A 22,456-nucleotide genomic window follows, 5' to 3' on the forward strand; every position below is an offset into this window, starting at 1 on the left:
TTTCGAATTTATTAAACGAAATCGTTATTTACGATATTACTTAGCGCCTCCAGTGCCTCGTCTTCCTTTTCACCTTCTACTTGAATTTTAAATTCGTTTCCGGGTGCAAGTGCGAGCATCATAAGCCCCATAATACTCTTTCCGTTTACTACTACGTCGTCTTTAACGACAGTAATTTCACAGGGAAATTTAGATGCACAATTCACAAATACAGACGCGGGTCTTGCGTGCATTCCAGTTCCATTTTCATTGATTTTGAGTAGGATTTCTTTCAACTTTACCCTGCTGTAAATACTGACTTAACTTTTGATTGAATTCTTGCGCTGCGTTTTTGCCCAATTTACGAAGACGTTGATTCATCGCTGCGGTTTCCACAATAATCGGAATATTTCTTCCGGGTCTCACCGGAACTCGAATCAATGGGATTTGAACTCCTAAAAGTTCTTCCGTGGGATTTTCAAGCCCCGTTCTATCAAAATCTTTACCTTCTGTCCATTCTTCCAAATGAATAATAAGTTCGATGAGTTTGTGATCTCTTACAGATCCAATTCCAAATATATCTTTAATATTCAGAATTCCTAATCCTCTGATTTCCATATGATGCCTAAGTAGATCAGAACAAGTTCCAATTAAATAACTTTCGGAAAGTCTTCTGATTTCCACCATATCATCTGCAACAAGGCGATGCCCCCTTTCTATCAGCTCGAGAGCGGTTTCACTTTTACCTACTCCACTTTTTCCAGAAAGTAGAATTCCAATCCCAAAAACCTCTATCAAAACTCCGTGTCTCATCGTTCTTGGCGCAAGACTTCGATCTAAAATACCGGAAATCAAAGTGATAAATTTGTGAGTGGAAACTTCCGAGATCATCAGCGGTATTCCTAACTTCTCACAATTCTCCATAAAAATAGGAGGGGGCATATTGCCATGAGTGAATATGATACAATTGAGATGAAATCCGAAAAACTCCGCGGCTATTTTTTCCAAATCCTCCGGAGTCCTGGAAGTAATGTAAGCCCATTCTCCCTTACCAAAAATCTGAATTCTGTCGTGTGCAAAACTTTCGTAAAATCCAGTAAGAGAAAGTCCGGGACGATTTATCTCCGACATATTGATCCGATTGGTAAGACCTTTTTGACCCGCAAGTAAACGTAAGCCTAACTCTTCATGTTCATTGAGAAGATTAGAAACGTTAATACCAGGCATAGACATAGACTTATCTAGACTCCAAAGACTTGACTTTTTTTCTCTGGCTGGATGGTAGGATTTTCAAAATCTTTCTATATTTAGCGACGGTTCTTCTTGCAATTTCAATTCCTTGTTTTCCTATTGCATCTACAATTTCTTGATCCGAAAGAGGATTGTCCGATTGTTCTTCTTTGACTAAGTTTCGGATAAGATCGTGTATTTTTTTAGAAGATTCGATTCCACCTTCCGTAGAACGAACCCCGGAAGAAAAGAACCATTTTAATTCCATAATTCCGCGCGAAGTCTGAATATATTTATTGGAAGTGATTCTGGAAATTGTGGACTCGTGCATTTCCAACTTTTCAGCAATGTCTTTAAGAGTCAGTGGTCTAATATGCTGAATCCCTTTTTTAAAAAATGCAATTTGCATCTCTATAATCGCCGAAGTGACCTTAAACAAAGTTTGTCTTCTTTGATTTACGGAACGAATCAACCATTCCGCCGAACTTAGTTTTGTAGCGATATATTCCTTATCTGACTCTTTTGCATTTTTTAGAATATTCTTATATTCTTTATTAACTTTAAGTCTAGGAATCCATTCGTCATTGATATAAATATCAAATTCCCCGTCTACCTCTCTGACGATCACGTCTGGAATTACATAGTCCGGTTTATTTGGAGTGTACAACGTGGCGGGATAAGGTTCTAACTTTTTAATTTCGGACGCCAGAGATTCAACCGACTCTAACTGGATTTCCATTTTTTTGGAAATAGACTTATAATCTAATTTTTCTAAATCCTTAATATGATCCCGAATTAAAATATGTAGATTTAAATCTTCCGGTTTTAAAATCTTGGCTTGTATCAGAAGAGTTTCTTGTACATCCTTGGCTCCAATTCCGATAGGGTCCAACCTATGAATCTGATCCAACACCTTACGAACTTTTTTCTCATTCAACTTCATTTCAGTGCATAAATCTGGAATTGGAATCGGAATAAATCCATGATCATTCAACATGGAAATCAAAATTTCTCCTATGGAAATTTCATCAGGTTTTAAATTGGAAAGCCTAAGCTGCCAAAGAAGATGTTCGGATAAGGAGCTTTTTTCCGGTGAGGATTCTATGTATTTCTGATTTCGATCTGACGCGTCGGTTCCCGCGCCTCCGGCCTTATCTAAAGAAAAATGATCTTGCCAACTAACGTCTGAGTTTTTGAGAAAATCATTTTTTTCTTTTCTTTTTAAATCGTCTCTACTGTATAAATCGGGGGTTCTATTTCTTTCCGATGCATATTCTTCTTCCAACATAGGATTTTCTACAAGTTCGGAATTGATTCTATCAGAAAGTTCTAAAGTAGACAAAGGTAGAAGTTCTATGGACTGTCTTAGATCCTGAGTCATCACAAGTTTTTGGGTTTGTTTTTGAACCAGTGACTGACTTAGATTCACAGAGTAAAATCCTCGCCTAGATAGATTCTTCTTGTTTCTGGATCATTTACAAGATCGTGAGTAGAACCGGAAATTAAAATTCTACCGCTATACATAATATAAGCACGATCCGTAATCTTTAAAGTCTCTCTTACATTATGATCCGTGATCAAAATTCCAAGTCCTCTTTCTTTCAAAGAACCAATTACGGTCTGAATATCTTTCACAGCAATCGGATCTACACCGGCAAAAGGTTCGTCTAACAATATAAAGTCGGGATTGGTAACAAGTGCCCTCGCTATTTCACAACGTCTTCTTTCCCCACCAGAAAGAGTATAACCTTTTTGATTGGCAACTCTCATAATCTGAAGTTCAATCAGTAGATCATCTCTTCGTTTGATAATTTCAGTTCTGGAAAGATTCATCGTTTCTAAAATCGCTTCTAAATTTTCGGCAACGGTCAACTTACGAAAAATAGACGCCTCTTGGGCGAGATAACCAACTCCTAACCTTGCACGTATATGCATGGGAGAATCGGTAACGTCCTGTCCGTCTATAAAAACTTTTCCGGAATCCGGTCTTACAAAACCTACGGACATATAAAAAGAAGTAGTCTTACCGGCTCCGTTGGGACCTAAGAGTCCTACAACTTCTCCTTTCTTGATATTAAAGCTAGCTCCATCTACTACCTTTCTTTTGTTATATACCTTGATCAGGTTATCCATTCGGAAGGTTTTGCTCATATTCTTATTTGTTTACTTTCCAGGAAGAATTCCATCAGTCAAAAGAGCTCTACCTTCTCTCGGAAAGAATATTATCTTTCCTGCATGAATGTCTCTCCCATTTTTTCTCAGAGTAGGATTCCCCTCAAGATACACTTTTTCCTCTTTTTCAAAATAGGTAGCGTATTCTCCCGTTGCGGAAGAATCCTTACCTTCCATAAAAACGTTTCCTCGAATGACGGTTTCATTTTTATCCATAAACCGTTCAAACTCTACAGCGGTCATTGTACTTGTAACCGCCTCCGTTTTTTTATCTAAAAAATCAATTTTTCCTGAATCAGTCAAATGAATGTACTCATCGTTTTTAAAGTAGTCAAGGACATTCCCAGAAAGTATAAGTGCGTTTTCACGATCGTGAACCGTAATTTGATTTCTGGCTTCAATCTTAGAAGAATTTTTTCCGTAACTTATCAACTTTTCAGCGTTCATCTTTAGTTTGTGTCTGTAAATGGTTGCGTTTCCATACAGACCCACTCTAGTCTCTCCGTTTTCATCCTTGTCGCTTACTACCTTGTCTCCTTTAAAAATTGCAACCCTAGTAACTTCCTTTTTAATTGTTTCCTGAGTTTTTTGAGAATCTTTTTTATCTTTATTTTCTACCGCTTCCTTATCGGTATAATTTTGAAAGAGGATACTCTCTCCGACTAACTCTACTTTGTTGATATTTGTATAAAATGTAAGTTGTTTTCCTGTAAGATAACGATCTTTTGCAATTAAGATAGGATCTGGATCGGTGGTGATTTTGTCAGAATCTTCTTCAAAAACTGCTTCTTTACAAAGAATTGTAATTTGAGGATGTGCAATAATTACGTTTTCTTTTAAAAGAGTAATTTTATTAGAAAGATTTCTTTCGATAAATTTTGCTGATATGACTGTTTTTAACCCGCTTTTATCTGTATGAAAAAGTCTAGGACGATCTTTGATAGTTACTTTTTCTTCAAACTTATCGTATTCACCTACTCCTGCTCGTAAGGTAACTCCGTTATCTCCGTCCTGAATAAAAACTCCACCCCGTAAAAATCCTTTAAACGCGTCTTTTCCGTAGACTTCGATTTGATTTGCCGAAAGTTTTACCTTTTTGTGTTGAATCCAAGCCCCCCCCTCCAAAGTAAAAGAAGTGATTTTCAAACCGGAAACCGTTTTATCTTCTTGAGTTAAAGAAGATCCTCCCCAAAAAGTTGGAAAGTTTGGAGTCGAATTTTTCTTTTCTGTATTTTCGGGTATTACGTTTACAAACTTTCTGTCTGCAGTTTCACTTCCTACAAGAAGTGGAGGTTTTACATTTCCATAATATGCAACCAATGGAATACATATAAAAATAAATATTAAAACTCTGCGGATCATGGGGAACCTGCCGCCTTCAAAGGATTGGTCCCACCCTGAGTAATGGCAGTAGGTTTTAAAATCGTAAATTTATTTAAATCTTTATCCGCCCTAAGTCCAATTCCTCTAATCGTAGTTCCATCCGCGCTTACGCTGACTTCCGAATCAGATACTAACTTTTTAGTATCCATGTTGTATTCCATTGTTTTAGCAGTTAGAATTTTATGATCATCTGTCTTTAGTAAAATTTTACCTTCCAAAAGCATCAATCTTGTCTTATGATTGATTTCACCTTTTTCAGCCAAAAGTTTGGATTTGAATTTCCCTGCCTCATACTGATCAAAATCGATGTCATAGAAAGTAGTTTTATTTTCGTTTACGTAAACAAAGGATTCATTGGCTCGTAGTTCCCACTGCAACTGCCCACTTGAATCGTAAGCCTCTCTCTTAAAGTTTCGAATCGAAATCGAAGATCCACTTTCCCTTTCTTTCTCTACTCTTTCATAATTTACTTTTTTACAATTTTCGAATATGATTAGAAAAAATCCGCAAACAACCGAAATCAAAAAAACTAAAATCCGATTGTTGTTTTTATTTTTCATAAAAAAACCGATTATAAGCTGCTTCTAGAAATTAGAATTTCTTTTTTAATATAACGATCTAGACCGATCATCTCTTTCAAAAGGCTCTTAATCTGAGAAAGTGGATACTGAGTCGTGGCATCCGAAAGTGCGTTTGGTGGATCTGGATGTACTTCCATAAAAATACCTTCAATACCAAAAGAAACGGCAGAACGAAGAATACTCGGAATAAATTCTCTTTGTCCACCAGTACTGTTTCCAGCAGCTCCGGGAAGTTGTGCAGAATGTGTCGCATCAAATACAAGAGGAATATCAAATCCGTGAATGATCGGAATTGCTCTTCCATCGAATATTAAATTTCCGTAACCAAACGAAGTTCCTCTTTCGGTTACGAGTAGCTTATTATTTCCGGATTCGTTCATCTTAACCGCGATATGACGCGTATCCGCAGGTGCAAGAAATTGGCCTTTTTTTACGTTTACCCATTTACCTGTTTGAGCGGATTGTGAAATTAGATCTGTTTGTCTACACAAGAACGCAGGGATCTGATATACGTCTATCACGTCTTTCAAAGGAGAAATCTGAGAGGTTTCGTGAATATCCGTCAAAACAGGAACGTTGTACTTATTTTTAATATATTCTAAATTTTTAATACCTTCTGCAAGCCCTGGTCCACGATAGGAATTTACGGAAGAACGATTGGCCTTATCAAAACTACTTTTAAAAATATAAGGAATTTTTAATTCTCCACAAACTTCTATCATCTCGGCGCAGACCCGATCCAATAGATCCCTATTTTCCATAACACAAGGACCGGAAATTAGAAAAAAAGGTTCGTCTCCTCCTATTTTAGTTCCGTTTAAAAAATCTCTTTTTGTACAAGTATTGTCTTTCATGTTCATCCTTTTTTAGAGTATTTCACAGAGGCGCGGATAAATCCAGCGAATAAGGGATGAGGTAAAGTAGGTTTAGACTGAAATTCAGGATGAAACTGAACTCCTATAAACCAATTGTGTTTTGGAATTTCCACAATTTCGACGAGGTTATCGTCAGGAGAAGTGCCCGCAATGATCATTCCATTTTCTTCATATTGTTTTCTATAACGATTTGTAAATTCAAATCTATGTCTATGACGTTCGTGTATGAGAATAGACTTATATTCGGAATAAGAGAGAGTATTTTCTTTAACCTTACAAGGATAAGAACCTAACCTCATCGTCCCACCCATTTGTTCGATGTCGTTTTGTTCTTCTAAAAGAGAAATCACCGGATGTTCTGTGTCAGGTCTAATTTCCGTAGAATTTGCATCTTTAAGTCCCAAAACGTTTCTTCCGTATTCCACAACCGCACATTGCATCCCTAGACAAATTCCTAAAAAAGGAATTCCATTCGTTCTTGCATATTGGATCGCAAGAATCTTTCCTTCGATTCCTCTATCACCAAAACCGCCTGGAACTAAAATACCGTGTACTTTTTTTAGAATCTCTACATAAGAATCTTTGTTTAAATTCTCCGGGTCCACTTTGATAAACTCTACTTTTGTATCATGTGCAATACCACCGTGAGAAAGACTTTCATAAATGGAACGATATGCATCTTGTAGAGAAATATACTTTCCAACAACGGCGATTTGAACGGTTTGTTTAGTGGTCAACAAACCTTTCACCATTTTATCCCATTCGGAAAAATTAGATTCTCTAAGTTCCATTCCCATGGTTTTCAAAACTACTTCGTCTAATTTTTCTTCTTTATACATTTTAGGAATTTCGTATATAGAAGTGGAAATATCACTTGCTGAGATTACGTTCTCTTCTTTCACATTACAAAAAAGAGAAAGTTTGTTTTTCATCTCTTTTGTCATCGGTTGAGAAACTCTACAAACGAGTATATCCGGTTGAATTCCAAGTCCGAGTAATTCTTTGACGGAATGTTGGGTTGGTTTTGTCTTTGCTTCTCCTGCAGCGGTAATCGTTGGAACCAGTGTTAGGTGAACAAACAATACGTTAGAACTTCCATGTTCATAACGCATTTGACGAATCGCCTCTAAAAACGGAATCGATTCAATGTCGCCTACCGTTCCTCCAATTTCAACGATGATAAAATCTGGATTTTCTTCTCTGGCGACAATATACATCCGATTTCGGATTTCGTTTGTGATATGAGGGACAACTTGGACTGTACGACCTAGGTAATCTCCCTTTCTTTCTCTTTGAATGACAGTATTATAAATCTGACCGGTAGATACTGAATTTTTTCGAGTCAATTTAGAATGAGTAAAACGTTCGTAATAACCTAAATCGAGGTCGGTTTCGGCTCCGTCTGCGGTTACATAAACTTCTCCATGCTGATAAGGGCTCATGGTTCCAGGATCTATATTGATGTAAGGATCCATTTTTTGGAGAGAGACAGTATATCCCCTACTTTCCAACAAACAACCTAGAGCCGCGACGGTGACTCCTTTTCCAAGCGAGGAACTCACCCCTCCGGTTACAAAGATAAACTTAGTTCTCGACAACGTATATTCCACCTTCTAAAGAACAGAGTTTCGGGTGTTTCTTAGAAATTCAAACCGGAATTTCCAGGAATTCTGTTTCTAAAAAGTAGAATATTGGTTTCTATTTGTAAATCAGGTCTCGTAACATTTTCTTACAAAACGAGGATATATGTAATTCCCATATCAAAGCACAATTACAAAGATGAGGGAGATTTAATTTTAGAGTTTTAAAATTTTTTCGATGATGGAAGAGGTGGATTTTCCAGGGACAAAGGGTAAAATTTGAACATCCCCTCCTAATTCTCTGATTATTTTCGTTTCAGGCAATTCTTCTACTTTGTAATCTCCTCCCTTTACGTGAATCTTAGGTTTGATCAAACGAATTAGATCCAAAGGAGTATCCTGAGAAAAAATCGTAACCGCATCCACAAATCTCAAATTAGAAAGAAGAATCGCTCGATCTTCTTCGCAAATTAAAGGTCTTTGTTCCCCTTTCAGACGTTTTACAGAAGAATCCGAATTGAGTCCTATCCAGAGAAAATCACCTAACTCTCTTGCCTGAGAAAGATACGTTATGTGACCTTTATGTACTAAATCGAAACAACCGTTCGTAAAAACAATTTTTTTATTTTTTCGAACCTGATCCGCAAAAGCCGCGACGTTTTGCCAGGAAACGACGTGATTTTTTAAGTCCATTTAATTTTCAAAACTCCCCATAGATTGTAAAGAAAGTTCTAATTCCCCCGGGGTTACAGTTTCTGCGCCTAACTTTCCAACTACGACTCCAGCGGCCGCATTGGAAACGATACTTGCTTCTAATTCGTTCAACCCAGCGGCGTGATAGGCTGTGTAAGTACTGATAACAGTATCACCGGCACCGGTAACATCGAATACTTCTTTTGCAACCGTCGGAATATGAAATATTTCTTTATTAGAAGAAAGGTATAAACTCATCCCCTTTTCTCCTCTTGTAATCATAAGAGAAGGACAAGAAAGTTTTTCGGAAATTTCTTCCACCGCATTTAAAATTTCAGAATCGTTTTCTAATTTTCTTCCGATGGCCTTACCTGCTTCGTGATGATTTGGAGTCAGAATACTCACTCTTTTATATAGAAAAAAATGACTCACCTGTGGATCAACTGTTACGATCTTTTTTTTATCCACGCAGATTTTAGAAACTTCGCTGATAATCCTAGGAGTTAAAGTTCCCTTATCGTAGTCAGAAAGAATCACCGCGTCCGCAGAATCGATTCTTTCTAAAAAAGCTCTGAGAAGTTCGTCTTCTTCGTTTGAATTGATTGGTTTTAATTCTTCTTTATCAATCCTACAAACCTGTTGATGCCCTGCTATCACTCTTGTTTTTACAATCGTTGGCACACCTTCGGATGCAATCAAAAAGTTCTGATCCTTATCTGTGTTTTCATGGTGTAGAAGACCGGCAAGATTTTTCGCCCTTTCGTCTTTTCCAGTTCTTCCAAGAACAACTGACTTTACCCCTAAACTTGATAAATTTTTGACCACATTTCCCGCCCCACCTAAAGTAATCTTTTCTGTACGAACCCAGACTACTGGAACTGGAGCTTCTGGAGAAATTCGACTTACTTCTCCGATAAGATATTCATCCAAGATGAAATCTCCAATCACAATCACTTTTAAATTTTTAAGATTAGCTGTTGAAGTTTGAAAGCGATTTCTATTTAGATAATACAAATTCTACTGATCCTTGGGATTTTGATTTACGGTTTCTATATAAGCAGTTATAGTATGCTTCCTGTGTCAATCACTACTGTCCCAATCTTTCCGTTACCGGAAATCATTTTGTTTCCAGGGACATATTTACCTCTTCATATTTTCGAACCTAGATATAGATTGATGTTAGACTATTGTATGGAATCCAGCGAAGAATTAGCAATCGCCCCCTTAGTCAACAAATCAAAAATGTTATCTCTACACCCTGAAATTGAAACCGTATTTGGTTGGGGTAAAATCGTAAGAAGAGATCCTCTACCAGATGGAAGATCCAATATTCTTTTAGAAGGAAAGGGAATCGCCAAATTAATCGATTACGAAACGATGGAACCATTTCGAGTAGGAAAAGTCGAAAAGATTGAACCCGATTTCGAATATCTAAAACATGAAAATTTTAAAAAGGGCTTCGAAAGACTTTTGTTTTTTACAAAAAGAATACTACTTTCAGAAGGTGCTGGAGAAGATTTGATTCTTAGGATGAATGAACTCATAACACATCCCTTTCCTATTGATTTTATTGCTTCTATTCTCAATTTTGAATTTTCTAAAAAACAAGAAATCTTAGTAGATCCAAATCCAATGGAAAAGATGAAAATTTTAATGCGAATTGCAGAAGAACTCAACTTAAGAGAATAAAAGTTAAATGTTTAGAATGTCAGAAATGGAAATTCGATTATAAAATAGAGTTGTTGAAAAATAAATTCTCCATCCGTTTCTGTTGCATTGAAATGGACAATTGAAGTAATTTTGTTGATCCCCTTTCAACAACTCTAATAAAATTCCGAAAATACCCGTAATTTGCACCTAAACAAGGATGAGCGATAAAATTTAAGTACAGATTTATAAAGATCTTAAATTCAAATTTCCGAATACGATCGCCGCTCCGCAAACAATAACAAATTAAAAACCCATTTTATAAAGTTTTTCTTATAATACTTTTTTAAATAATCGTCGCGATGTCACATAACGATCGATCCACCACTTCATAGAAATTTTATCGACAACCACCCCACGCGTGGAAGAAGCATGCGCAAATTCTTTTTCGTTGATTACAAGACCAACGTGAGTGATTTTACTTTGATTGGGAGACGCTGAGAAAAAAATCAAATCTCCCGCTCTTAAACTCTGATGAGAAACCTTACTTCCAGAATTAGCCTGTTCCCTTCCAAGACGGGGAAGTATTTTTACGGGAACTCCTACACGTTTATCCGTCAAAGAACTAAACGTAAATCCCGAACAATCCACACCTTTTTTAGAAGTTCCTCCCCAATAATAAGGAGTTCCTAACCATTCCTTAACAACTGAAACTAAATTAGAAGAATTTAATATTTCCCATTCCACTTTACCAGGTTGAACTGGCGCTTCCGGTTCAACTTCCGGAACCAGAGGAGGTTCTGGAATATTTTCTTCAAATCCAAATTTCGGTCTATCTCCGATTACTATTTCACCGGCAGAATCTAAACTTCTATCCAAGGTCCGAGCCTGAGAGATTGTTCCGGTCCAAGAATCCAAAGACCTACTTTTAGTTCCTTCGTGTAATGACTTAAGTTGAGATAAAAGATCCGACGCCAACGTATAACGATCGTTTGTCGGATTGAAAAAAATTGCTTGTCTAAAAGCGGAATCAGTTTTTTCAAAGGGAACTATTGCTCCTCTGTTTGGAAAAGAACCCAATATTCTAGATGCGAGCCTATTTTCAGGAATCCCTACAAATTTTCCAGCGATGAGTGCCCTTCCGCCCGCTAAAATCGCAAATCCATCCCAACGAGATTTCAACGCAGTAGATAAAAAAACGTTTCTGATTTCTTCTCGAATCCCAGCCTGAGATGTTTCTTTTACAAATAAAGAAACTAAAACAAAATCTTTTTCAGAAAGTTTTTGTTTAGAAAGAATCGGAATTGCGTCTTCCGCCTCCGTAAAACGTAAACCGGAAAGAGACACGTAGTATTGATTTACGATCAAATCCGCAATCGTGTCCGGAGCCAAACCCTCCATGATGGCCCAAGGGATCGTATTCTTTGTTATTTCGATCACTTTCGGATCCTTAGACTTACCACCTAACTTTTGAAAGACGGAATTTCGAATCAGAAGAGTTTGCCCTGCTTCGAAATCTTCCTTAAGAAGATCTGAAAATGGATCCGCAAAAATGGAAATGGGCATCCAAACCAAAACAAAAAAGATTTGAATAATTCTAAACATAAAAATTCCCTAATATATAAATTTTAGAATCTATAAAAAATTGAATATTTCACTGGTCCGCTCCGTGCATCCAGTTTTGAAGTTTTTTTCTTGTAATATAGAGAATCATTCCACCTACAAATGCAAGTATTGCAAACATCCCAAAAAAAGTAGGAAAACTATCTGTTTTCATAAACCCAGCCAATTCTCCGGCGAGAATGTTACCAAAAAAACTAGAAAGAAGCCAAACCCCCATCATAAAACCACCTAGTTGTTTAGGAGACAACTTAGTAACTAGAGCCAAACCTCCAGGAGATGTAAATAACTCTCCTACAGTAATACAAAGAACCATTAACAAAAGCCAAACCGCCGAAATTTTATGACCAGGTCTAAAGTCAAGAGTGACTAATGTTAAAACTGAAAAACCCAAAGCTAAAATGAAAAAACCGGTTGCAAATCTTGTAGAAGTATCTGGCTTCCAATTATTTTTTGCAAGTGTAGTCCAAAAAGAAGCAATTATAGGAGCAAAAATCAAAATCAAAAGCGGATTTAAAGATTGAAAAAAAGGAGTAGGAATATCGTATCCGAACAAATTTCGGTTAACGTGACGATCTATAAAAAGATTTATAGAAGAACCGATTTGTTCAAAAGCAGCCCAAAAAATGATTACAAATAAGGTAAAAATAAAAATTACTGCGAGTTTTTGTTTTTCTTCTTTTTTTAAAGTAGAATGTTTTTGTCCTTCGACGGTATGATATTTTTTACCTGGTTCAAAAACTTTTTCCGGAAATTGTTTTTGACCCAAAAGAAGAATTAAAATTCCGAATAACACTCCAAAGGCGGCCACTCCAAATCCGTATCCCCAGCCCCAAGATTTACTAAAATAACCACAAAATAGAGGTCCTAAAAAACCTCCTAAATTAATTCCCATATAAAAAATCGTAAAACCAGAATCTTTCATTCGAGTTTTATTATCTTCATCATAGATTCTTCCTAAAACTGTAGCGATATTTGGTTTAAAAAAACCAACTCCTAAAATGAGCAATCCCAAACCTAAAAAGAAAAATGGTTTTGTTTCAAAGGCAAGACTCAAATGCCCAAACATCATCAACGTGGCTCCTAGAAAAATGCATTTTTTAAAACCTAAATAACGATCTGCAAGATAACCTCCTAGGAGAGGAGTTAAATAAACGAGACCTGTATAAATTCCATAGATTCGATTTGCGTCCACATCAGAAAAATGAAAAACCTTAGTAAGAAATAACACGAGTAAGGCACGCATTCCATAAAAGCTGAACCTTTCCCAAGTTTCTGTAAAAAATAAAATCGTAAGACCCTTGGGATGAGAATTTACGTCTTTGTTCTGGACGTCCATAATGGTTCCTGAATATTCTCTTCTAAATTTGCAAAACGAGCGGCCACAAAAAAATAATCCGAAAGACGATTTATAAAAATCATAGGAGAAGAAAGTATTTCAAGACCTTCTTCTTTAAACTTTACCATTTCTCTTTCTAATCTTCTAGAAACCGTTCTAGAAATATGTAAAAATGCAGCCGCCTTAGTCCCGCCAGGAAGGATGAATTTTTTCAGCGGTTCTAATTTTTCCTGCATTTGATCAATTTGATTTTCTAAAAACGTAATATCTTCTTCTAAGATGCAGGATTCTTGTTTAGGCCTAAAACCAGCCAGCTCAGCGCCTAACTCAAAAAGAAGATTTTGGATTGTTTCCAATGAAGAATGAAGTATGGATTCCTTTCGTAAAAATGATTTCACAACTCCAATGGTAGAATTGAGTTCGTCAGCGGTTCCATACAACTCTACTCTACGATCCGATTTAGGCACCTTTACGCCAGTCGCTAAAGACGTTTGCCCAAAATCACCTTTTTTTGTATAGATCTTCATAATTTCCTAACTCACAAATCGCTGCTTTTTCACTTTTTGAAAAAAAGAGACAAAATAAGATCAAAACAATGAGAATGAAGTACGGAAAGAAAGGACTTTTTTTATAAACTGAAGGAAAAGAGTTGCTTTCAAAAACGATTTTAGTTAATATTTTGACAAAAGTTTCCCAAACTAAGTGTCGGCTCCCTCCGCATGATACTTTAGGAAAAAAATATAAAACTTTCACCCTCGTCCTAAAAACAGAGTGAAAGTTCGCAGTGGAAAACAAAGGCAGTTTCTGCCCCAAAAAACTTCGACTCGGACGGATCCGGGTAACATAAACAGGGAGGTTGTGACAATGATCATCAATCACAACATTAGCGCTCTCAGAACGAATAACGTACTGAAAAGTGTAAATAAAGAATTAGACAAGACCATGGAAAAACTTTCCACCGGTTTACGAATCAATCGGGCCGGGGATGATGCTCTAGGTTTTGCAATGTCGGAAAAAATGCGGACTCAGATCCGGGGACTTGCTCAAGCGGAACGAAACGTAATGGATGGAGTTTCTTTTATTCAAGTCACGGAAGGTACTCTCGAACAGGTAAACAACATATTACAAAGATTGAGAGAACTTTCTATCCAGACTTCCAATGGAATTTATTCCAACGAAGACCGTAAGCTGGTTCAACTCGAAGTGGACCAACTGATAGAGGAAGTAGATCGAATCGGAAAATCTGCAGAGTTCAATCATATCAAACCTCTTTCGGGAGATCACTCTAAACAATCGAACAAACCAATCCAACTTCAAGTAGGACCAAATCAAAACGAGAAGTTAGATATCTTTATAGATTCCATGAACGCTACTGGTTTACAATTAGTTGCCAATGGAAAGAAACAAGCCCTCTCTTCTCCCGCAAGCGCAAACGCTATGATCGGGATTTTAGATACGGCCATTTCCAAAGTAAATCAACAAAGAGCCGACTTAGGAGCCTATTACAATCGTTTAGAAATCACTTCTCAAGGATTACAGTCGAGCTACGTAAACATGGTCGCCGCAGAAAGCCGTGTGAGGGATGCGGATATGGCGGAACAGATCGTGGATTATACTAGAAATCAAATTCTGACAAAAAGTGGTTCGGCGATGCTCGCACAAGCAAATATGAGACCGGATCAAGTAGTGAAATTGTTAAGCGACAGATTTGGTTAAATTTTTTAATCTAAGATCCAAATTTTTTACAAAGCCGTTTTCGAAAACTTCGTGACGGCTTTTTTGTTTTATTCTAAACAAAATGTCATTTGTGCTATATTCAAAAAAGTTTATACTTCAAAATTACCTTTCATTTTTCCATAAAAAACATAAGAATATTATAAATATTAATTTAAAAACAAGCTCAATTTTGAAGACTATAAAACCTTTATTTAATAAAATTTTTTAAAAATTAATTCTCCATCTATTTTGTTTTATAGAAACGGTGCATTTAAAAAATTCAATTCATCTGAACTATGAAATTTTTCAATAACTCTAATGAGATATCACAAATTTTAAAGTAAATCGATGATTTCAATTTAAAATATCAGATCTATTTCTTAAGTCAACTGACTCGTAATTAAATTTTCAGTGGATAAAATAAAAAAAATAAGCCCGAAGATTCTATTAAGAATACTCGGGCTTCAGAGTCGTACGGCGATTTATAACGGGAATTATAAATCCATTTTAGGTATCGTCGTTTCCGGCATTTGCTTAACTCTTCTAGCTGAAATTAGATTCTTTCAACCAGAAGAAACGGTTACTTCAGCAACTGTAGAACCGTTTGCGGTTTCATATTGGCCTGAGCTAACATCGCGGTCGCAGCCTGAGTTAGGATTTGATAACGCGTAAAGCTAGTCATTTGTTCTGCCATATCGGTATCGCGAATTCTAGATTCAGCCGCTTGAATGTTCTCATATGCATTCATGAGACCTTTTGCAGCGTGTTCCAGACGATTATAATACGCTCCTAAATCAGCTCTCTGTTTAGAGATACTACGAAGCGCATCATCCGCTAATCCGATCACAGAGTTTGCCTTGCCAGCTGTAGAAAGAGAAATAAACGTCAAAACGGTTGGGTTTCTTAATCCCAGTGCCGCAGTGTTCATCGTTTCAATATAAACTCTTTCTCTCTGGTGCATATTTGCACCTATGTGAAACCACATACTCGCAGTTGGATTCAATCTTGCAAAAGCCCCGGTAAGGAGTTTCATTTTATTGAATTCCGCCTGAGAAGCGATTCGGTCGATCTCGTCAACTAACTGAGAAACTTCTACTTGGATCTGTTGTCTGTCTTCCTCGGTATAAATACCATTGGCAGCTTGGACGGCCAAAACCCGGATTCTCTGAACGATTTCATGAGTTTCCTGTAAATAGCCCTCTGTCGTTTGAATCAGAGACATACCATCTTCAGTGTTCATTTCCGCTCTTCTGAGACCCAGAATCTGAGTTCTCATTTTTTCGGACACTGCAAGACCGGAAGCGTCATCACCTGCGCGGTTGATTCTCATCCCGGAGGACAATTTTTCGATGTCCTTTCCCATACTTTCGCTATTGAACTTCAAAGTTCTATGTGCGAAAATGGCACTGATATTATGGTTGATAATCATTCGGTTCCTCCTTGAATCCGATTCCCTGAAATTAGGGGATTATGATTTTTCAAAGGTCTTCCTTGACCTTTTCAGTGAATGCATCGACGATTGCATAAATTCCGATAATGAACTTTTTTAGAATCTCAAAGATAAAAATTCTCTTCTCAAATGAGAATATCTATGTCCCTTCTTTAGTCTGAACTTGATATAAGGAACCATCGTTTCATTTTTCTGTAAAAAATTGGAATCTGAACTTTACAGATCAATTCCTAAAATGTGGGAACTACCACAAATCAGGATTTTATGAATAGATTCTAAAATTGTAGGAACCCATACTTTTAAAAAATTCTTTCCGATTTTCTTACGCTGAACTCACGTTTTTTTAAAAAATTAGAATATTTACCTGACTACGATCATTGAGTTCTTGAATTTTTATCTTAAAACACTGTTTCAGTGTGAGATACTTGTTCTATAATTGTTAGGATTTTATAGCGATTTTCTTCAAAAATTTTTTCTACAAATCGTTCCGTTTGGAAAGTTCGAAAAACCGTTTTCTAATATGGACATTCTTTTGTTGGATGACGGTCAAAGAATCGAGTCTGCTCTGGTAGAAGATTCTGTTGGAACGGATTCTCTTTTGGTTCCAGATGTTTATTGGAATCGTTTGAATGCTCAAGAAAGAAAAGCTCTTCGGAGTAAACTTCCTTTTTTATTGAGAAAATATTCCAAGCAGATCGCTTCTATGAAACGTCTGCATGATCGGGCGGGTAAAATCAAATACAATCGAGGCGTTGGTAAGATGAAGAAGTTTAGTGTTCGGGTTCATACCGGGGTTTGGGCGACCTTGGGTGTGTTGGCTGCGGCTCATGGTGTTTCGAGGTGTTATCTTTTTAATTATATGCTCTGGCTGGAGGAGCTTAGTGGAAAAGAGGATTTTTTTGTGAAAACTTTGAACCCAGGAGTTCCTAGCTTTCACTGGACTTACAAAATGACTTGGAAGATTGACAGGAGACAAAATCTAATTTCGAGAGAATTACAATTTGAACCAAACCCAATGACAAATAAATACCCATACTATCTAAAAGAATAAAAAACGCCTAGATTCAATATCAAAAAACTCTAATTCACCAAAAAAACCGGGGAAAATTCTAAAACAAAAATGAAATATCAAAATTTTAAGAAAAGAAAAGCCTAGGAAAACAAATAATTTTTTGATTCTTTACCCAAAGCAAAGAATTAGAATGGTATCGAAAATGGAGCCCAAAATGTTAGAAAAGATCTATTTAGCCAACCCAAGAGGGTTTTGCGCTGGCGTAAAATACGCAATTTCTTACGTAGAACAGGTACAGGCAAATTCCGAAGAACAAATTTATGTCCGTAAAGAGATAGTACACAATCGTCGCGTTGTGGAAGACATGAAAAAAAATGGAATCCGTTTTATCAACGATCTGGACGAGGCGCCCAACGGGGCCACGGTCATTTTTTCAGCACACGGAGTTTCACCTTCTGTTGTGGAAGCGGCTAAACAGAGGGGTATGAAAATTGGAGACGCAACCTGCCCTCTCGTAACGAGAGTTCATCGTAAAGCGAGAAAAATTAAAGATACACATCAAATCATCTATATAGGGCACGAAGGACACGACGAAGCGATTGGTACTATGGGAGAAGCGGAAATGTTTCTTGTAGAATCTCTGGAGGACATAATTTCGCTTAAAGATAAAATTGATCCAAATAAACCACTTACATATTTAATGCAAACCACACTTTCAGTAGCAGATACTAAAAATATAATAGATCAAATATCAAAAACGTTTCCGTTCGTAGAACACCCCTCTAAGGACGATATTTGTTACGCTACAACGGAAAGACAAGAAGCGGTTTCTTTGATGATGGATAAAATCGATGCTATGCTTGTAATTGGAGCTGACAACAGCTCTAATTCATTGCGACTTTTACAACTTGCGCAAAAATCTAAGCCTCATTCATTTAAAGTTTCTACAGCGGATGATCTTTCCAAAGAATACATTCAAAATAACGAAATTAAAATCCTAGGTTTGACCGCAGGTGCGTCAACTCCTCAGGTTCTCGTTGACGAAATTATTTCTAAGTTAAAGATATTTTATCCAAATGCTAATGTTGAATTATTTCCGGGTTCTAGAGATGATTCTATGAATTTTAAACTTCCCGGAGTTTTACTCAGTTAAAAAAGTTTATTTGTATGAACTCCCACATTTTACTTTTTCCGGAAAAATAAACCTATAAAAATAACGTGAGTTCGATTTAAAAAAAAATTTTCTAAAAGTATGAGTTCCTACAATTTAAGAATTTGTTCGTAAAATCATGATTTGCACTAGTTCCCGCATCATTTTACAGACAAACCTAACTTGAACACGACAAATTCAATTGTTATAAACTTCTATTTTATAAATTGTGAGAGTTCCCACATTTAAAGAGTCGGTCTGTAAAGTTCAGATTCCAGTTTTTTCAGAATCATGAGTTTCTTACGCCAAATTTACATTAAAATTGATTCAGTTTTATAGGGTCAGTAAGAAAACTAAAACAAATTTTCTAAATGTAAGAGTTTCATCTTTAGAATTTATCTGTAAAATCGTAGTTCGTGGTAGTTCCTACATTCAACTAAACCTATAAAAACAGACATTTCTCATTTCTATAAAATAAATTCGATTGAATTACTTAGTATCATTTTATAATTTTTTACTTTTTTAATATTTAAAACCTTCCGAAATAATAAAATTATTGATCTTTTTATAGAATTCAGGATTTTACATTCGCTGTGGAACCGAACCGAACCGAACCAATTTCGAACATTCACAAGAAATTTATGAAATTCTGGTAAATCAAATTTCGGATTCCATGTTAGTCACAGACACACAACTGGAACCCCCTGGACCTAAGATACTTTTCGTAAATCCAGCTTTTTGTAAAATGACAGGTTATACAAAAGAAGATTTAATCGGCAAAACTCCTAGAATGCTACAAGGCCCCTTGACAAATCGAAAAATTATGAGGGATTTAAAACGCTCCCTAACTCAAGGAAAGGATTTTTCCGGAGAAACGATCAACTATAAAAAAGACGGAAGCCCCTATCATGTAGAATGGCGTATATCAGCAATTCGGGACCTTTCCGGAAATATACTATGTTTTATCTCCATACAAAGAGATATCACTGAAAAAGTAAAAAAAGGAGAATCCGTTACGAGACACCTCCGTCTAGAAATGGGAATCACCTCGGCCACTCAGATCCTTCTCTCTACTTCGGTAGAACTTAAAATTCTAAAATACGCAATGGAACAATTTTTAGTCTTTTTAGATTCTGAAAGACTTTATCTTTTTAAAAATTCTGAAAATGCAGAGTCAGCAGAACTTTATCTGGAAGTAAAAGACCCGTCTCTGGAAACCTCTGAAATTCCGGTTCTACAATCCATCGTTTACAATCAAGATTACTCCCGCTGGAAAAAAATTTTTTCATCCGGAGGTTATCTGCAGGGAAATTTATCTGAGTTCTCCGAAAACGAAAAAAAATTTTTCGATCAAAGAGAAATCTGTTCGGTAACTTTAATCCCCCTATTTGTTTCAGACGAATGGTTTGGATTTGCAGGATTTGAGAATTTTAAAACTACAAACATAGTAAAAGAAGAAATATTTACAATTCGAACCTTCGTAGATTTGATCAGCGTTTTTTTAGAAAGAAAAAATATATTAGAAGAATTGAAAGTCCATAGAGAAAAATTAGAAGTCCTAGTAAGTCAAAGAACGGAAGAATTAAATCTTCAAAAAGAAATGGCGGAAAAAGCAAACAAAGCCAAATCGGAGTTTTTGGCAAATATGAGCCACGAACTCAGAACCCCTCTCAATTCTATCATTGGGTTTTCCAGATTGATGCAATTTCCCGAAGGAATGGAAAGAGAAAACCGATATTTAGATCTGATCTTTCATTCTGGGGTTCATTTACTAAATATCATAAACGACATACTGGACCTTTCCCGTATCGAAGCGGACAAACTAGTACTCAACGAATCCGATTTCGATCTCAAGGAATTGATTTCGACTTCAGTCGAAATGATTTTAGGAGAAGCGATTACAAAAAAACTCGAAATGACTTTCGAGTTTTTTCCTAAAAACGCCAACTTTGAAATTAGAGCGGATCCAAAACGGATTCGACAAGTAATTCTCAATCTTCTTGGAAACGCGATCAAGTTTACAGATTCTACTGGTAAAATTTTAATCACTCTAAATAAACTCGAAAATAATTTCCAACTTGCAGTTCAGGATTCTGGAATCGGAATTCCTACAGAAGAAATCTCTAAAATTTTTGAAACATTTTACCAAGTAAAAGGAGAGGATCGAGCCGCCTATGAAGGAAGCGGACTCGGCCTACCCATCGTTAAAAAAATCGTGGAAGCACATCATGGTTCCATCCAAGTGGAAAGTGCACTTGGCAAAGGTAGTAAGTTTGTTGTTATTTTTCCGTCTTTCACTCGTTTAGAACATTTAAATGTTTCTAATTCTTTTTCTCAAGAAGCAGAAGAATCTCCCTACCCTTTCCATCTTAAATCCGTTCCCATTTTGTTATCTATTCAAGATAGAATTTATGATAGAGCGATTGAAAAATATTTCATACATAACTCACAAGAATTCATTTCTTTCCGTACCGTGAAAGATTCTTCCAAAATACCACAAAAAAGCCTCGATCTCCATAAAATATTGTTATATGATACACGTTTGCTTTTGGAAGAAACGGAAGTTGTAAAATTCTTAAGATCACTTCTAAACGAGGATTCCAATTTTAAACATTTGATTCTTTTGGAAACTGCGGATATTCCGCTTCCTTTTCAAGAAGATCTACTTCCTTTCTTCCCAAACTACACGATCCAAAACCCGTTTTCTTTAGATAAATTGAAATCGATTTTAATCGAAATTGAAAAGGAGATATATCTTGGAAATCGAACTGAAAAAGAAGAATATTCTTCGTAAAATTCCGAATGATCCTATTTTGATCATCGAAGACAAAAAAGAAAATTGTATTCTTTTAGAAAGTTTATGTGACGAACTTAGTGTTAAACACGAGGTGGCACCTAACGGAGCTGAAGCTTTAAAACAAATCGAAAATAAGAAATATTCCATTTTTATTTTGGACTTGATGATGCCCGTAATGGACGGAGGTTCCTTTTTAGTTAAACTTAAAGAAATTTATCCTAACGCGATTGTACTTGTTCAAACGGCCATCGATAGCAATGAGAAAATCATAGAAATTATGAAACTAGGAGTTTTCGATTATATTCTAAAACCGATTTATCCAGAAATTTTTCTCAAGATTCTACAAAAGGCACTGAACTATTATTTTCTAAAAAATATGGAGGAAAATTTAGCCGAGATAGAAAATCAAAAATTAAGAAATCAACTTGAATGGCTTACTTATAAAGAGACGATTCGCAAATCGGATAGCGAATCTTTTGAAAAGAATTCGATTCATAGTTTAAAAACTTCCCTTTCCCAAGGTAGTGGTATCGGTTCCATGATCAGTCTTTTAGATATGATTGATTCCGTTAAAATCCAAGAAGGAAACTTTTATAAAGTTGATAAGGAAATTTTAGATCTTCTTCTTACGAACAATCGAGTAACTAAGAATATGCTTCTTGGTCTTGAAAAACTATTGAATCTAATCGATCAAAATTTCGAATTCAATACAACTTCCACTAAAGAAATTCTAGAAAAAACTAAAGACCTTCCCGAAAACCTAAATTCATTTCTTTTATCTAAAAAGGTTTCGGTCAAACTTCCAGTTTTTAAAAAAGAACATAAGATAAACGTAAACCTTTCTCTTTTATATCTTGCAATGGAAGAATTATTTCTAAACGCGTTAAAATATTGTTCTTTCAATTCAACAATCGATGTTTTTACAAATATCAATCAGAATTATTTTTGTATTACTTTTAAAAATCGAGTAGATGAAAAACCGTATGGAGGGATTCCAGAAAAGTTTGAACAACTAGTAATCCAACCTTTTTTTAGAATTTATCCTCCCGTTGAAAACGTGAGTCATTTAGAAAAATTCGGTTTAGGTTTAGGTCTAACTGCGGTAGATCATATCGTCCGTAAACATCACGGTTTATTTTTTATCCATAACGCAAACGATCATACTTCCGAAGACGTAAGCCTCTGTGTTCTCGCTGAAATTTTTATACCTTTGGTTTCTTAAGGAGATAGTT

At 36.1% G+C, this 22,456-nt stretch carries 21 protein-coding genes; 6 read left to right on the forward strand and 15 right to left on the reverse strand.

The window, feature by feature from the left end; all coding sequences use genetic code 11:
• Positions 1–11: 11 nt before the first annotated feature.
• From BW942_RS14410 to rfaE1, 10 genes are all read right to left on the reverse strand, one after another.
• Positions 12–275, reverse strand: coding sequence for an HPr family phosphocarrier protein (locus BW942_RS14410; protein WP_000658909.1), 264 nt, complete (start codon positions 273–275; stop codon positions 12–14).
• Positions 247–1,212 (reverse strand): HPr(Ser) kinase/phosphatase, encoded by a 966-nt coding sequence (gene hprK / locus BW942_RS14415; RefSeq protein WP_000062490.1) that lies wholly within the window; start codon positions 1,210–1,212, stop codon positions 247–249. Before hprK ends, BW942_RS14410 begins: the two co-directional genes overlap by 29 nt.
• Before the next feature lie 4 nt (positions 1,213–1,216).
• Positions 1,217–2,638, reverse strand: a complete 1,422-nt coding sequence (gene rpoN / locus BW942_RS14420) for an RNA polymerase factor sigma-54 (protein ID WP_001054367.1) — start codon at positions 2,636–2,638, stop codon at positions 1,217–1,219.
• On the reverse strand, positions 2,635–3,360 hold the full coding sequence (gene lptB, locus BW942_RS14425) for an LPS export ABC transporter ATP-binding protein (protein ID WP_000047473.1): 726 nt from the start codon (positions 3,358–3,360) through the stop codon (positions 2,635–2,637). The genes rpoN and lptB overlap by 4 nt, the downstream gene beginning before the upstream one ends.
• A gap of 12 nt (positions 3,361–3,372) precedes the next feature.
• Positions 3,373–4,743 (reverse strand): LptA/OstA family protein, encoded by a 1,371-nt coding sequence (locus BW942_RS14430; protein WP_000621222.1) that lies wholly within the window; start codon positions 4,741–4,743, stop codon positions 3,373–3,375.
• Positions 4,740–5,324 carry an LPS export ABC transporter periplasmic protein LptC gene (lptC, locus tag BW942_RS14435; protein ID WP_000791967.1) on the reverse strand — a complete coding sequence of 195 codons (585 nt, stop codon included), beginning with the start codon at positions 5,322–5,324 and terminating at the stop codon, positions 4,740–4,742. Before lptC ends, BW942_RS14430 begins: the two co-directional genes overlap by 4 nt.
• A gap of 11 nt (positions 5,325–5,335) precedes the next feature.
• A complete protein-coding gene (gene kdsA / locus BW942_RS14440) occupies positions 5,336–6,205 on the reverse strand; it encodes a 3-deoxy-8-phosphooctulonate synthase (protein WP_001056080.1) in 870 nt (289 codons plus the stop codon).
• Positions 6,202–7,818 carry a CTP synthase gene (locus BW942_RS14445; RefSeq protein ID WP_000091728.1) on the reverse strand — a complete coding sequence of 539 codons (1,617 nt, stop codon included), beginning with the start codon at positions 7,816–7,818 and terminating at the stop codon, positions 6,202–6,204. Before BW942_RS14445 ends, kdsA begins: the two co-directional genes overlap by 4 nt.
• Before the next feature lie 198 nt (positions 7,819–8,016).
• Positions 8,017–8,493, reverse strand: a complete 477-nt coding sequence (gene rfaE2, locus BW942_RS14450) for a D-glycero-beta-D-manno-heptose 1-phosphate adenylyltransferase (protein ID WP_000364507.1) — start codon at positions 8,491–8,493, stop codon at positions 8,017–8,019.
• Positions 8,494–9,507 carry a D-glycero-beta-D-manno-heptose-7-phosphate kinase gene (rfaE1, locus tag BW942_RS14455; RefSeq protein WP_000291591.1) on the reverse strand — a complete coding sequence of 338 codons (1,014 nt, stop codon included), beginning with the start codon at positions 9,505–9,507 and terminating at the stop codon, positions 8,494–8,496. It abuts the gene before it with no gap.
• Between the two features lie 54 nt (positions 9,508–9,561).
• Here rfaE1 and BW942_RS14460 point away from each other — a divergent pair, with 54 nt between their 5' ends.
• Positions 9,562–10,182 carry an LON peptidase substrate-binding domain-containing protein gene (locus BW942_RS14460; protein WP_000938166.1) on the forward strand — a complete coding sequence of 207 codons (621 nt, stop codon included), beginning with the start codon at positions 9,562–9,564 and terminating at the stop codon, positions 10,180–10,182.
• 291 nt (positions 10,183–10,473) lie between these two features.
• Here BW942_RS14460 and BW942_RS14465 read toward each other — a convergent pair whose 3' ends face one another.
• Genes BW942_RS14465 through BW942_RS14480 form a run of 4 tightly spaced genes read right to left on the reverse strand, consistent with a single transcriptional unit; the run spans position 10,474 to position 13,894 of the window.
• Positions 10,474–11,745 carry a C40 family peptidase gene (locus tag BW942_RS14465; protein WP_000488432.1) on the reverse strand — a complete coding sequence of 424 codons (1,272 nt, stop codon included), beginning with the start codon at positions 11,743–11,745 and terminating at the stop codon, positions 10,474–10,476.
• 49 nt (positions 11,746–11,794) lie between these two features.
• Complete coding sequence (locus tag BW942_RS14470) at positions 11,795–13,099, reverse strand: peptide MFS transporter (RefSeq protein WP_000383078.1); 1,305 nt, start codon at positions 13,097–13,099, stop codon at positions 11,795–11,797.
• Positions 13,075–13,626: a cob(I)yrinic acid a,c-diamide adenosyltransferase gene (locus BW942_RS14475; RefSeq protein WP_000708723.1), complete on the reverse strand. Its 552-nt coding sequence runs from the start codon at positions 13,624–13,626 to the stop codon at positions 13,075–13,077. The genes BW942_RS14470 and BW942_RS14475 overlap by 25 nt, the downstream gene beginning before the upstream one ends.
• Positions 13,601–13,894 (reverse strand): hypothetical protein, encoded by a 294-nt coding sequence (locus BW942_RS14480; protein ID WP_000493075.1) that lies wholly within the window; start codon positions 13,892–13,894, stop codon positions 13,601–13,603. Before BW942_RS14480 ends, BW942_RS14475 begins: the two co-directional genes overlap by 26 nt.
• A gap of 69 nt (positions 13,895–13,963) precedes the next feature.
• Between BW942_RS14480 and BW942_RS14485 the strand changes: the two genes are divergently transcribed.
• Positions 13,964–14,815 (forward strand): flagellin N-terminal helical domain-containing protein, encoded by an 852-nt coding sequence (locus tag BW942_RS14485; RefSeq protein ID WP_000586161.1) that lies wholly within the window; start codon positions 13,964–13,966, stop codon positions 14,813–14,815.
• 580 nt (positions 14,816–15,395) lie between these two features.
• On the opposite strand, the gene BW942_RS14495 is transcribed toward BW942_RS14485, so the two are convergent.
• The gene (locus BW942_RS14495; RefSeq protein ID WP_000586157.1) at positions 15,396–16,244 is read right to left on the reverse strand and encodes a flagellin N-terminal helical domain-containing protein; all 849 of its coding nucleotides are present in this window, start codon (positions 16,242–16,244) and stop codon (positions 15,396–15,398) included.
• Between the two features lie 541 nt (positions 16,245–16,785).
• Here BW942_RS14495 and BW942_RS14500 point away from each other — a divergent pair.
• The 4 genes from BW942_RS14500 (at position 16,786) to BW942_RS14520 (ending at position 22,446) form a co-directional block, all read left to right on the forward strand.
• Complete coding sequence (locus BW942_RS14500) at positions 16,786–17,316, forward strand: DUF1564 domain-containing protein (protein WP_025176453.1); 531 nt, start codon at positions 16,786–16,788, stop codon at positions 17,314–17,316.
• Positions 17,317–17,491: 175 nt separating this feature from the next.
• Positions 17,492–18,430: a 4-hydroxy-3-methylbut-2-enyl diphosphate reductase gene (gene ispH, locus BW942_RS14505; RefSeq protein WP_000890370.1), complete on the forward strand. Its 939-nt coding sequence runs from the start codon at positions 17,492–17,494 to the stop codon at positions 18,428–18,430.
• A gap of 670 nt (positions 18,431–19,100) precedes the next feature.
• A complete protein-coding gene (locus BW942_RS14515) occupies positions 19,101–21,221 on the forward strand; it encodes a PAS domain-containing sensor histidine kinase (RefSeq protein WP_002969117.1) in 2,121 nt (706 codons plus the stop codon).
• Entirely contained in the window at positions 21,184–22,446 is a 1,263-nt protein-coding gene (locus tag BW942_RS14520; protein WP_000402080.1) for a response regulator, read from the forward strand. Before BW942_RS14515 ends, BW942_RS14520 begins: the two co-directional genes overlap by 38 nt.
• Positions 22,447–22,456 lie beyond the last annotated feature (10 nt).

Source organism: Leptospira interrogans (assembly GCF_900156205.1).
Classification (GTDB): Bacteria; Spirochaetota; Leptospiria; order Leptospirales; family Leptospiraceae; genus Leptospira; species Leptospira interrogans.

Excerpts from the sequence above, each read along its gene's own strand:
- BW942_RS14485 (WP_000586161.1), top strand. The coding sequence starts at position 13,964 with ATGATCATCAATCACAACATTAGCGCTCTCAGAACGAATAACGTACTG.
- BW942_RS14470 (WP_000383078.1), bottom strand. The coding sequence starts at position 13,099 with ATGGACGTCCAGAACAAAGACGTAAATTCTCATCCCAAGGGTCTTACG.
- BW942_RS14500 (WP_025176453.1), top strand. The coding sequence starts at position 16,786 with ATGGACATTCTTTTGTTGGATGACGGTCAAAGAATCGAGTCTGCTCTG.
- BW942_RS14515 (WP_002969117.1), top strand. The coding sequence starts at position 19,101 with ATGTTAGTCACAGACACACAACTGGAACCCCCTGGACCTAAGATACTT.
- BW942_RS14475 (WP_000708723.1), bottom strand. The coding sequence starts at position 13,626 with ATGAAGATCTATACAAAAAAAGGTGATTTTGGGCAAACGTCTTTAGCG.
- rfaE2 (WP_000364507.1), bottom strand. The coding sequence starts at position 8,493 with ATGGACTTAAAAAATCACGTCGTTTCCTGGCAAAACGTCGCGGCTTTT.
- BW942_RS14460 (WP_000938166.1), top strand. The coding sequence starts at position 9,562 with ATGCTTCCTGTGTCAATCACTACTGTCCCAATCTTTCCGTTACCGGAA.
- lptC (WP_000791967.1), bottom strand. The coding sequence starts at position 5,324 with ATGAAAAATAAAAACAACAATCGGATTTTAGTTTTTTTGATTTCGGTT.
- BW942_RS14430 (WP_000621222.1), bottom strand. The coding sequence starts at position 4,743 with ATGATCCGCAGAGTTTTAATATTTATTTTTATATGTATTCCATTGGTT.
- hprK (WP_000062490.1), bottom strand. The coding sequence starts at position 1,212 with ATGTCTATGCCTGGTATTAACGTTTCTAATCTTCTCAATGAACATGAA.
- ispH (WP_000890370.1), top strand. The coding sequence starts at position 17,492 with ATGTTAGAAAAGATCTATTTAGCCAACCCAAGAGGGTTTTGCGCTGGC.
- kdsA (WP_001056080.1), bottom strand. The coding sequence starts at position 6,205 with ATGAACATGAAAGACAATACTTGTACAAAAAGAGATTTTTTAAACGGA.
- BW942_RS14465 (WP_000488432.1), bottom strand. The coding sequence starts at position 11,745 with ATGTTTAGAATTATTCAAATCTTTTTTGTTTTGGTTTGGATGCCCATT.
- lptB (WP_000047473.1), bottom strand. The coding sequence starts at position 3,360 with ATGAGCAAAACCTTCCGAATGGATAACCTGATCAAGGTATATAACAAA.
- BW942_RS14495 (WP_000586157.1), bottom strand. The coding sequence starts at position 16,244 with ATGATTATCAACCATAATATCAGTGCCATTTTCGCACATAGAACTTTG.